Raw genomic sequence first — 11,598 nt, forward strand, 5'->3', positions numbered from 1 at the left:
GCCGACAGTGGTGATGCACCGATCGACAACAACCCGGTGGAAAACGCCATCCGGCCGATCGCACTGGGGAAGAAGAACTGGTTGTTTGCCGGCAGCGAAGCCAGCGGCCGCCGTGCCGCCGCAATCCAGAGCCTGCTTGGCACCGCGAAACTGAACGGCATTGAGCCGCTGAGTTGGCTGACGGAAACGCTGGAAAAACTGCCGGCCTGGCCGAACAGCCAAATCGACGAGTTGCTGCCACTGCGACGCTAACCGAGGCGGTTTCCTTGATCAATGCGGGGCGGCTGGACGCTTACCTGTCATTTACAGGCGTGTGCCTGATTTAGCGGTGTGGATTGGCACTTCGCGTCGGAATGATCGTGCGTGGATTTTCTCCATGCACCATCGCGCTGGCTGGCAGGCTAACTGGCAGCTTACTGCTGATCGGGTCATAATCATTCCAGACTGTTCTGGAGAGTGATCATGTTTGAATCGGCAGAGCTTGGCCATTGCATCGACAAGCAGACTTATCGGGATGAAGAGGGCAAGCTGCGCGAGGCCTTGCTCAATATCCAGTATGCGCTGAAAGAGCGAAATGAATTTCCCGTGGTCATCATTCTCGGGGGCGTGCCCACCGCAGGCCGTGGTGAAATGGCCAATCTGTTGACCGAGTGGATGGATCCGCGCTATCTGCGTACCGACGCCTTTGGTGCGCCCAACGACGAAGAGGCGGCCCGCCCGCCATTCTGGCGCTTCTGGCGTGTACTGCCGCCGAAAGGGCGGATCGGCATCCTGTTTGGTGGCTGGTATGCCGATCCATTCTGGGGCTGGGACGGCGAACAGGATGCCGCGCGGATTGATCGGCGTATTGAACGCATTGTCCGGCTGGAGAAAATGCTGGCGGATGAAGGCGTGCTGGTGCTGAAATTCTGGCTGCATCTTTCACGCGGGCAGCTCAAGGACAGGCTGAAGAAGCTGGCTTCCGACAAGAAAACCGCCTGGCGGGTAACCGAAAGCGACCAGCAGTTTCTCAAGCAATATGACCGGCAAATCGAGCATTACCGCGATTTGCTCATGCGGACCAATCTCGCGGATGCGCCCTGGCGCGTGGTTGAAGCTTCCGACAGCAATTACCGCAACCTCTCGGTAGGCCGGCAGGTGCTTGAAACCATCGAGCACCAGCTTGCCAGGCCCAGTGTGAAGCAGCGCCGGGTCGATGCGCCGCCCCTGGTCTCGTCGATCGACGGTGTGCGTCTGCTTGATCGCCTGAAGCTTGACTACGAACTCAGCAAGGATGACTACAAGAAGCAGCTGGAGGTGCTGCAGGGACGCCTGAATGGCTTGTCCCTGCATCCGAAGTTTGCCGAACTGTCGGTCATTACCGTCTTCGAGGGCATGGATGCGGCGGGCAAGGGCGGGAGCATCCGCCGCATTACTGCCGCGCTGGATGCGCGGGTATATCGTGTGGTGCCCATTGCCGCACCTTCCGAGGAGGAACGTGCCCAGCCTTATCTCTGGCGGTTCTGGCGCCACATCCCGCCGCATGGACACCTGACCGTATTTGATCGTTCCTGGTATGGGCGTGTGCTGGTCGAGCGTGTGGAGGGTTTTGCGGCGCCGGCGGAATGGATGCGCGCTTACAATGAGATCAACGATTTTGAAGATCAGCTCGATGATGCCAATGTGATCGTGGTGAAGTTCTGGCTGGCCATCAGTAATCAGGAGCAGTTGCGTCGCTTTGAAGAGCGGCAGGCCGTCGAATGGAAGCGCTTCAAGATTACCGATGAGGACTGGCGCAACCGGGAAAAATGGGAGGCATATATCGAGGCGGCCAGCGATATGATCGAGCGCACCAGCACCCCCACTGCGCCCTGGCACCTGATTGCCGCCAATAATAAATATCATGCCCGTTTGCAGGTCATGCGCCATCTCTGTGACGCGCTGGAAGCACGCCTGAAGCGCAAGGAAAAGAAAGCCTGAGCGGCGCGCCGCCCTTGCCGGTGTGCTAGAGCCTTGGCTTTAGGTGCAGGGTATTGTGCTTCGCGTTAAACTCCGGAAGGGTTGCAGCCCTATACGGTGTGGTGTTTCCCGGTGGTGGCGGCACAGGATTTTCTGGCAATTCGATCTTGAGGGCGTATGGCGGACTGGAGCATTTGGCGGGCGCTGGAAGAATGGCGAAGCAAGCGGCACGAGCTTGATCCGATTTTTGCGCGCGCCGGCATCGCCCCCGAGCTGGAAACCATGGTCAACCGGGTCTGTGTCGACCTCAAGCGGACGCCGCCGACCGCGCCGTTGGTCAGTGGTGATCCCAGCCGTGACGGCCAGGAGCTGAGCCGCTATCACGAAGGCTACTACCGTCATTACGATGAGCCGCTCTACAAGGTGGAAAGCCTGTTGCGGCAACCCTGGGTGCCCGAGGCCGCGCCACAGGCGGCGCTGATTCAGCAGGAAGTCGCGAGATTGCGCCAGCAGATGAAGGCCAATCCGGGCAAGAATCCCGGCTTCGGAACACTGGAGCAATTGCTGCAGCATTATGTCCTGTTGGACAGTCCCCAGCATCCCGTAGATGCCGCCGTGCTGCAGGAGCGGCGCAATCAGCTGATCGATCTGGCCGGCTACCCCCTGCTGGTCCAGCACGCCCTTTCCGATCCGTATAACGATCAGGTGCCGCCGCTCGCCAGTGCCGAATTTCGCCGGCAGCTGGCGCAGAAGATGGAAGAATACAGCGCAACACCATGGCTGCATTGCCGTGTGGTCACCAACTGGTATGTCACGCTGGCGCTGGATGCGGCGCTCAGCAGCAAGAAGCGCGATGCCGAGGACGATGTGCGCATCCGCGTGCAGCTGCGCCGCCGCTGGCCCAGTTTGTCCGTGCTGCTTCCGAAGTTCGAGCAGGCTGACCAGATCTGGTATCTGCTGCTGATCTGTGGGGCGCTGTTCGCCATCTTCACGGAAATCTGGTGGCTGGCTGTTGCGCTGATCATCTGGCTGAATCTCTCGCTGGGCGGACATCGCCGTGAACGCAAGCTGATCGAACGGCGGCGCGCCCATCTGGTCGAGCGCGCTCAGGTAATGAAAAAGGTGCGCGATCGTTTCGTCCAGGGGCAGACCAGCCTGGAAAAGCTGACTTTTACCCTGCGACAGCTGGATGAGCACGACGAGTATTTTGATCCCGTCGTCTATACGCTACTGCATCTGCACCAGCACGAGGTCTGATTCAGCCCGCCAGTTCGACCTGACCGGCACGAAACAGCGTCAGGCTGCCTGGTTCCAGTCGGATCCATGCTTCGTTATCGGTCAGTGGCAGGGTGGCGATGATCGCGGCCCGGTCATTCGGCGTCGTGCATTCGGCAAAATTGATGGAGACATCGGCATCGGCCAGATGGGCATGGCGGAAAGGCGCCTTGCGGATCAGGTAATGGAGCTGGGTGCTGCAATGCGCGAACAACAAGTCTTCAACGCCCAGCAGGACATTGAAAGAGCCGGCCTTGGCAAGCTCCGCCGTGATGCGGCGGATGGCGGCAAAGAGTGCGATGGTGTCCGGCATGGTGGAAAATTCGGCGCTCAGGCGATCCAGCAGCAGGCAAAATGCCTGCTCGCTGTCGGTATCGCCCAGTGGCCGAAAGCGCTGCCCAGCGTAGCGAAGCTCCGGCAGATTGCCGTTGTGGGCAAGCAGCCATTCCCGCCCCCAGAGTTCACGGCGAAACGGGTGGGTGTTGGCAAGGCTGAGCTGCCCCTGCGTGGCCTTGCGGATGTGCGCCAGCACATTGAGGCTCTTGATCGGATAGGCTCGCACAAAGTCGGCGACAGGTGACGTGGCCGAGGGCAGGTAGTCCAGAAAGAGCCGCCATGCGCCGGCTTCGAAAAAGCCGATACCCCAGCCGTCCGAATGTTCATCGGTCAGCCCGCCCCGACGCCGGAAACCTTCGAAGGAGAAGGCGATGTCGGTGGGCACATTGCAGTTCATGCCGAGCAGCTGGCACATGAGGGGCTCCTTGGGCTGGCGATCTGACTTGTCATCTGATTGTTGCAGCTTGCTGGCTGCAGGCAAACAAAAACGCCCGCAAGGATGCGGGCGTTCGGTCTTGCCTGGCGCGTTTATTCCGCCATGGCGCCGGCACCCTGGCTGAATCCGGCATCGGCCATGATGACTTCACCGGTCATCGAGGACGACAGCGGCGAGAGCAGGAAGGCCGCCACATTGCCCACTTCCTCGATAGTCACATTGCGCTTGAGCGGTGTGCCTTCAGCGGCACGGCGCAGCAGCTGGCTGAAGTTGCCGATGCCGGCGGCCGCGAGTGTCTTGATCGGGCCGGCGGAAATCGCGTTGACGCGGATCTGCTGGCCGCCCAGTGCCGCAGCCATGTAGCGCACATTGGCTTCCAGCGAGGCCTTGGCCAGGCCCATCACGTTGTAATTCGGAATGGCCCGGGTGGCTCCCAAGTAGGACAGGGCAACCAGGGATGCGCCTTCGCGCAGCATCGGACGCGCGGCTTTGGCCAGGCCGGCAAAGCTGTAGGACGAAATGTCGTGCGCTACGCGGAAGGCATCGCGGGTCACGGCATCCAGGTAGTCGCCCTTCAGTGCTTCGCGCGGTGCAAAGGCAATCGAATGCACCAGGCCGTCCAGTCCGTCCCAGTGTTTGGCCAGTTCGGTGAACACCGCGGCAATCTGCTCGTCGCTGGCGACATCACAGGGCAGCACGAGATCGGTGTCGAAGTGCTTGGCCAGGTCGGTTACACGCTGCTTCAGATCCTCATGCGCATAGGTGAAGGCAAGGCTAGCGCCTTCACGCTTGCAGGCCTGGGCAATGCCGTAAGCAATCGAACGGTCGGACAAGAGGCCAGTAATCAGGATTTTCTTGTCGGCGAGAAACCCCATGGGTGCACATCCTATTGTTGTGTGATGAGTAGGGGATTATACGCAAAAGCGCTGGGCGGCATAAGCGCCTGATCAGGCAAGTACATAAGGCAGGGGCAAGGTTTGCAGCAGCGGGCCGTCGGCTTGCCCAAGGTGCAGTCCCTGCTCCTGCAGATCGGTGCGCGCCACCACCAGTGCTTCGCAGAGGCCCGATTCGCCAGGCGCCGCCAGCATGACCATGCCGGCGGCCTGATCGGCCAGCCCGGGGCTGTAGACACTCTGGCCGGCCTCGACGTGTTCGGCAGCAATGCTGACGCGCAGCATGCGGCGCTTGGTTTTGCCAAGGTACTGCGTGCGCGCCACGATTTCCTGGCCCGGATAGCAGCCCTTGCTGAAGCTCACGCCACCAATCAGTTCCAGATTGGCCATCTGCGGCACGAACTCTTCCTGCGTTTTCCCGCTGACCCAGGGGGTGCCGGTGCGAATCTGTTGCAGCTCCCAGGCCCAGCTGTCGGCTGGGAGGGCGCCCGCAGCGGTGAGTGCCTGCCAGGTCTCCGCCAGTTGCTCGGCAGGCACAAACAGGTGAAAGGCATCGCCTGGCAGGCTGACGATCCGGATACCTGTTGTGGTATTGGCCTGGGTGTATTCGTTGGCAAGGGTAAGGTCACCATACCTTGCCTGCAGCAGGGTCCTGGCCGCCGGGCCGGCCAGCCCCAGGCAGGGCAGGTCCGCGCTGGCGTCGCTCGCCCGGGTTTTGGCGCGCAGGATGAACATCGCCAGCCGCTTCTGGATGGTCGCCTGCAGCTCGCCATACAGTTGCAGCAATACATCCTCGCCGTCGCGCAAGGCCAGAAAGCTGGCAAGCATGCGGCCCTTGGGGGTCGAGTAACTGCTCAGCTGCGCATGCGCGCCATCCAGTTTGGCGATATCGCTGGACAGCTGTCCCTGTAGAAAGCTCAGGCTTTCCTCGCCGCTGAAACGGATCAGCCCAAGGTGGCTGAGTGGGACCAGAATGGCGTTGCCGGACAGGTGCTGGAGGGTTGCTTCCCGTGTCGCCAGACCACTGACGCGGCCTTCGCTGAAGGTGGCATGGTGGGGGGCAAGAAGAGTGGTCCAGGTCATCGCAGGCTCCTGCTGTCGGTTGGCAATCCGCAAAGTATAACGCCCCGCTGGGCGGGGCGTGTTGCGAGAGGGGGGGCGAGCCTGACGATTACTCGGGGGCGGCTTCCGGTTCGCCTTCGCTTGTCGGTGTCGGGCGGCTGCTGCCGGCGCTGCGCAATTCCGGAGTGGTGAGGTCGCCGCCAAGGGTGACGCCGCCCGACAGGGCGACCGGGCCGCTGATGAGCTGGGTGAGGATGCTGCCTGCCAGCCGCTCCTGGCGGATTTGCACATTGCCGCGGGCGCGGAATTTGCCCGATTCCAGGTCAAGGCCGCTGAGGGTGACTGTTTCGCCATTGATGCCAAGCCGGCCGGTCAGCGTGTTGAAGGGGGTTTGGCCGCCGTGCAGTGCCACACTGGCGGCCTGTGCTTTCAGCGGGGCGACCAGATCCATATTGTGCACATTGCCGTCCTTGATCAGGAAGCTGCCCTGGGCTGCCGCATTGTCCAGCAGTGTCTGATAGGTCGGGGCCTGCAGCTGGAACTGCAATTCGCCTTGCAGGCGCCCGCTCACGCGCGTTACCGGGCTGAAGACCTGCAGCAGGCTATCTGCGTTGAGCTGCTTGGCTTGCAGCTGGCCGCTGAGGGCCCAGTTGTTGTCCCAGAACAGCTGGGCATTGCCGCTGAGCGCGCCGCCGTACAGCGTGGCCTGGATGGCATCGATGCTCAGGCCGGCCGTATTGGCCTTGCCGGCGAGGCGGACGCTGTCGAACTTCAGCGGATGGCGCAATGGCAGTGTCCAGTTGCTGGCCTGGAACTCCAGCATGAATTCGCCTTGCTGACCGGGTACGGCGCGCAGGTGAGCCTGCCCTTCGCTGTTCGCGCTCATCTCGATTTCCGCAATGCGCCCATCCTTGTAGAAGCGGATCTCGCCGCTGAGCGGACCCAGGCTGCCCTTTTCAAGGGTGATGGTGCTGTTGCTGAACTGCAGGTTCTCCAGCAGCGCGCCGCGGCTGTCGCCCTGCAGGCGCTGCGGCAGATTCTGGGCGAACTGGCGGGAAACTTTGGCGCCTTCCAGGCGCACGCCGGTCAGCGAATACTGCTCGGCCAGCAGCATGCTCAGCGACAGCGGAATTTCCACCGAAGCCACCGTGGCGGTCTCGGCGTTGTCAATGGTCATGCGACGCAGCTGGAAGGCCGGCATGGGCGTGTAGGCAAAGCCGATTTCGGCGATGCTGACCTTGCCGCGGGTGATCTGGGAGAGTTGCCGCTCAAAGCGGTCGGCCACCAGGCTGTAGGGAAACAGCAGGGGCAGCACGGCGCTGATGCCCAGCAGTACGGCAAGTACGAGCAGAAGTCTGGTTAGTATTTTCATTATGGTTTCGTGCCGGTAGCCAAGAAAAAATCGCTGTAGTTGTTGACAGCGCTAAAGGGGGTGACTATTATAGCGGCCATACCGATTCCCCGATAGCTCAGTCGGTAGAGCAACGGACTGTTAATCCGTGTGTCCCTGGTTCGAGCCCAGGTCGGGGAGCCAAAGATCAAAAGGGGCTGGCCCCTAAAGCCAGCCCCTTTATGTTCCCCGATAGCTCAGTCGGTAGAGCAACGGACTGTTAATCCGTGTGTCCCTGGTTCGAGCCCAGGTCGGGGAGCCAGCTTCTTACAAAAGGCCAGTCGTCAGACTGGCCTTTTTGTTTTTCCGCACTGGTTTGTAGCACATTCGCTGCGCATTGGCCCTGCTTTTCATACACTGGACTATCCCGAACCGTGCTCGCCGGGCATTCTGTTGCGAACACGTTTTTTTTCCGGATTTCTCCATGACCGAAGCTGCCGTGGTTACTGACCAGTCTGTCTCTTTCCTGCAACGCTATCGCATCCATCTGCTCGGTGCCCTCGCCGTCATCGTGCTTCTGGTGGCGCTGATGGGAGGCATTGCGCTGGGCATGGCCAAGCGCAGTTTCGAGCACAAGCATTTTCTGGAGCAGATCGACAAGCTCAAGACCGCGTTGGGCGAGTCGCTCGAGAAGCGGGACGAGCTGAACAAGGAAGTGAGTGAACTGACGCAGCAGCTGCGCGCACGCAAGGAGCATATCGACGAGCTGGAGGTAAAGCTCGAGGTGCTCGAAAGCGCGCAACGCAAGGCGCAGTTGCGCTCGGAGCTTGGTGCGCCCGCTCCCGCTCCCGAAGGTGCTGGCGCCAGCGTGGCGCCAGCCGCCGGAAAGCCTCTGCCCAAGCTTTCCGGCGATTGCACGATCCGGGCGGGGGCGGCGGGCTCCAGCCTGCAGGATTGCATACGTCCGGGCGAGCAGCCTGCAAAGCCGCAGGCAGCACCGGGCGCCGCGCCTGCCAAACAGGGGGCGGCGCACTGAAAGGCCTGCCCCGGCTTGTTCGTAAGCAAAACAGTAATTCCTGATTTTTTGTAGTTGTTTCGGTGCGACTACATCCGGATTATGATTGTGCCTGCCGTCAGGATACTGTCGGCCAAAACAATCAGGATGATGGAGAAGATCGTGCTAAAACAAACCCGTATGACCTCTGCGCTGCTGGCCCTGCTGCTCAGCACGTCGCTGTGGGCCGCTGACTGGCAAGAAGGCAATACCTATAACGCCGGTACGGTAGTCACTTACAGTGGCGCCAGCTATCAGGCGCTTGTCACCCACACCGCTTATGTGGGCGCCAACTGGAATCCCGCTGCCACGCCGACCCTGTGGAAGCTGGTGTCCGCAGGTGAGCCGACGCCGCTGCCGACCGCAACCGCAACACCGACCGCTACGCCGACGGTGACCGCCATTCCGACGGTCAAGCCGACCGTGACTGCAACGCCTACCCCGCCCGTGGGTTGCGGCTTCCCCGCCTGGAATGCCGGCACCGCCTACACCGGCGGCGCGCGTGTCAGCTTCAATGGCCGCAATTACGAAGCCAAATGGTGGACGCAGGGCGATGACCCGTCCAAGTCCAGCGAGTGGGGAGTCTGGAAGGAGATCGGTGTGTGCGGTACGACTCCGCCGGCAAGCTCGACGCCGACGGCCACTGCCACCCCGACCGCAACGCCGACCGCCACCGCAACACCCACGGCAACGCCGACCGCCACGGCCACGCCGACGGTGACGCCGACCGTGACCGTTACGCCGACGGCAACACCGACGACCACGCCGACACCGGTGACCGGCGTTACCCCGCTGCCCAAGCATGCGCTGATCGGCTACTGGCACAACTTCACCAACCCGGCCGGCGACACCATCCGCCTGCGTGATGTGTCGGATGACTGGGATGTCATCATGATCTCGTTCGCCGACGACGCCGGCAACGGCGCGGTGGCCTTCAACCTCGACAAGAATGCCGGTACCAAGGCCGAGTTCATCGCCGATGTGGCCGCCAAGCGCGCCAAGGGCAAGAAGGTCATTCTGTCGCTCGGCGGCCAGGAAGGCCGCATGACGCTGTCCACCAAGGAAAACGTCACCAACTTCGTCAACAGCCTGCACGCCATCATCACCGAATACGGTTTTGACGGCATCGACCTCGATCTGGAAAGCGGCGCCGGCGTGGTGCTCGGCACCCCGATCATCAACAACCTGATCGACGGCGTGAAGCAGCTGAAGGCCAAGGTAGGTCCGGGCTTCTACCTGTCGATGGCGCCGGAACACCCCTATGTGCAGGGCGGCTATGTGGCCTTCTCCGGCATCTGGGGCGCCTACCTGCCCATCATCGACGGCCTGCGTGACGACCTCGACCTGATCCATGTCCAGTATTACAACAATGGCGGCCTCTACAGCCCGTATTCCAACAGTGCGCTCAACGAAGGCACCGTGGATGCGCTGGTTGGCGGCTCGCTGATGCTGATCGAGGGCTTCAAGACCGTGGGCGGCACGGGCTGGGAATTCAAGGGCCTGCGTCCGGATCAGGTGGGTTTCGGCGTGCCGAGCGGTCCGAAGTCGGCCAATACCGGTTTCGTGACCAGCACCACCGTCAACAATGCGCTGACCTGCCTGACCCAGCTGAAGAACTGCGGCACCGTCAAGCCGCAGCAGGCTTATCCGACCTATCGCGGCGTGATGACCTGGTCGATCAACTGGGATCGTTACGACGGCTACAACTTCTCGAAGCCCGCCAGGGCCGCACTGAACGCCTTGCCGTAAACCGTGCAGGCAGCAAGCAAAAAACCCGCGTTCGCGCGGGTTTTTTGCTGCATGACAAACCGTTTACACGCTGAAACGGCCGGTGCTGCTGCGCCGGGTGGCAACGTGCTAGACTTCGCAGCTGATTTTGACCCCGGCAGGGCGCTGCGCTCTGCCTTTCAATCCGGATGGAGCACAGGATGACTGCCTCGATTTTTGCCGCCGTGGAAATGGCGCCGCGCGACCCGATCCTGGGTCTGAATGAAGCCTATAACGCCGATACCCGCACGACCAAAGTGAACCTGGGTGTTGGCGTTTACTACAACGACGAAGGCAAGATTCCGCTGCTGGCCGCCGTGAAGGCTGCCGAAGCCGCCCGTCTGGCCGCGCAACCGCCGCGCGGCTACCAGGCCATCGAAGGCAATCCGGCCTACAACAGCGGCGTGCAGAACCTGCTGTTCGGTGCGGGCAGCGACATCATCGCGGCAGGCCGCGTGATCACCGCCCAGGCACTGGGTGGTACCGGCGCACTGAAGATCGGTGCCGACTTCCTGCAACGCCTGAACCCGAACGCCACCGTTTACATCAGCAACCCAAGCTGGGAAAACCACCGTGCGCTGTTCGAAGCGGCCGGCTTCAAGGTGGAGGATTATCCCTACTACGACGCCTCCACTCGCGGCGTTGATTTTGCCGGCATGAAGGCCAAGCTGCTGAGCCTGCAACCGGGTTCCGTGATCGTGCTGCACGCCTGCTGCCACAACCCGACCGGCGCCGACATGACGGATGCGCAGTGGGGTGAAGTGGTTGAAGCCTGCCGCGAGCGCGGTCTGGTGCCCTTCCTGGATATGGCGTACCAGGGATTTGCCGACGGCATCGCCGAAGACTCGGTGGCCGTGAATGCCTTTGCCGCGTCGGGCCTGCAGTTCTTCATCTCCAGCTCCTTCTCCAAGAGCTTCTCGCTGTATGGCGAACGTGTGGGCGCACTGTCCATCATCACTGCCAGCAAGGAAGAATCCGGCCGCGTGCTGTCGCAACTGAAGCGCGTGATCCGTACCAACTACTCCAACCCGCCGATCCATGGTGGTGCCGTGGTGGCCGCGGTGCTGGGCAGCGCCGAGCTGCGCGCACAGTGGGAAGACGAACTCGCCGGCATGCGCGTGCGCATCCGCGAAATGCGCGCCGGGCTCGTGGCCAAGCTGCAAGAGCGTGGCGTGGCGCAGGATTTCAGCTTCGTGATCCAGCAGCGCGGCATGTTCTCCTACACCGGCCTGACCGCCGAGCAGGTGGAAAAGCTGCGCGCCGAGTATGGCATCTACGCCGTATCGACCGGCCGCATCTGCCTGGCCGCACTGAATAGCAAGAACATCGACTACGTTGCCGATTCGATTGCCAAGGTGCTGTAATCGCCGGGCATCCGCCTGACAGCAAAAAGCCCCGCAATGCGGCAATGCCGCTCAGTTAAGCAAAAAGCTCCGTCAGGAGCTTTTTGCTTTTGTAACATAGTGCCCCTTTAAACCGCGCTGCATCCCGACAGATCAGCCTCCTC

10 protein-coding genes and 2 tRNA genes are annotated in these 11,598 nt (G+C 61.7%); 8 read left to right on the forward strand and 4 right to left on the reverse strand.

What is annotated here, in order from left to right; translation table 11 throughout:
* From C515_RS21550 to C515_RS0115985, 3 genes are all read left to right on the forward strand, one after another.
* A partial coding sequence (locus C515_RS21550) for a transposase domain-containing protein (RefSeq protein ID WP_043650064.1) occupies positions 1–252 on the forward strand: 252 nt, incomplete at its 5' end.
* Between the two features lie 210 nt (positions 253–462).
* Complete coding sequence (pap, locus tag C515_RS0115980) at positions 463–1,959, forward strand: polyphosphate:AMP phosphotransferase (protein ID WP_028456338.1); 1,497 nt, start codon at positions 463–465, stop codon at positions 1,957–1,959.
* Positions 1,960–2,115: 156 nt separating this feature from the next.
* Positions 2,116–3,195 carry a hypothetical protein gene (locus tag C515_RS0115985; protein ID WP_028456339.1) on the forward strand — a complete coding sequence of 360 codons (1,080 nt, stop codon included), beginning with the start codon at positions 2,116–2,118 and terminating at the stop codon, positions 3,193–3,195.
* Position 3,196: 1 nt separating this feature from the next.
* Here C515_RS0115985 and C515_RS0115990 read toward each other — a convergent pair whose 3' ends face one another.
* The 4 genes from C515_RS0115990 to C515_RS0116005 all read right to left on the reverse strand — a co-directional run bounded on the left by C515_RS0115990 (position 3,197) and on the right by C515_RS0116005 (position 7,312).
* Positions 3,197–3,964: a class II glutamine amidotransferase gene (locus tag C515_RS0115990; RefSeq protein WP_028456340.1), complete on the reverse strand. Its 768-nt coding sequence runs from the start codon at positions 3,962–3,964 to the stop codon at positions 3,197–3,199.
* Between the two features lie 113 nt (positions 3,965–4,077).
* The gene (locus C515_RS0115995; RefSeq protein WP_028456341.1) at positions 4,078–4,860 is read right to left on the reverse strand and encodes an enoyl-ACP reductase FabI; all 783 of its coding nucleotides are present in this window, start codon (positions 4,858–4,860) and stop codon (positions 4,078–4,080) included.
* A gap of 72 nt (positions 4,861–4,932) precedes the next feature.
* A complete protein-coding gene (ygfZ, locus tag C515_RS0116000; protein WP_028456342.1) occupies positions 4,933–5,961 on the reverse strand; it encodes a CAF17-like 4Fe-4S cluster assembly/insertion protein YgfZ in 1,029 nt (342 codons plus the stop codon).
* A gap of 88 nt (positions 5,962–6,049) precedes the next feature.
* Complete coding sequence (locus C515_RS0116005) at positions 6,050–7,312, reverse strand: AsmA family protein (protein ID WP_028456343.1); 1,263 nt, start codon at positions 7,310–7,312, stop codon at positions 6,050–6,052.
* 86 nt (positions 7,313–7,398) lie between these two features.
* On the opposite strand from C515_RS0116005, the gene C515_RS0116010 reads away from it, so the two are divergent.
* The 5 genes from C515_RS0116010 to C515_RS0116030 all read left to right on the forward strand — a co-directional run bounded on the left by C515_RS0116010 (position 7,399) and on the right by C515_RS0116030 (position 11,455).
* Positions 7,399–7,474 (forward strand) — tRNA-Asn (locus C515_RS0116010).
* Between the two features lie 42 nt (positions 7,475–7,516).
* Positions 7,517–7,592 (forward strand) — tRNA-Asn (locus C515_RS0116015).
* 162 nt (positions 7,593–7,754) lie between these two features.
* A complete protein-coding gene (locus tag C515_RS0116020; RefSeq protein ID WP_028456344.1) occupies positions 7,755–8,306 on the forward strand; it encodes a hypothetical protein in 552 nt (183 codons plus the stop codon).
* A 141-nt stretch (positions 8,307–8,447) separates the two neighbouring features.
* Positions 8,448–10,073 (forward strand): carbohydrate-binding protein, encoded by a 1,626-nt coding sequence (locus C515_RS24825; RefSeq protein ID WP_281170879.1) that lies wholly within the window; start codon positions 8,448–8,450, stop codon positions 10,071–10,073.
* 179 nt (positions 10,074–10,252) lie between these two features.
* The gene (locus tag C515_RS0116030; protein WP_028456346.1) at positions 10,253–11,455 is read left to right on the forward strand and encodes an amino acid aminotransferase; all 1,203 of its coding nucleotides are present in this window, start codon (positions 10,253–10,255) and stop codon (positions 11,453–11,455) included.
* Positions 11,456–11,598: the final 143 nt, after the last annotated feature.

This window comes from Chitinilyticum litopenaei DSM 21440, from assembly GCF_000428145.1.
Lineage (GTDB): Bacteria > Pseudomonadota > Gammaproteobacteria > Burkholderiales > Chitinibacteraceae > Chitinilyticum > Chitinilyticum litopenaei.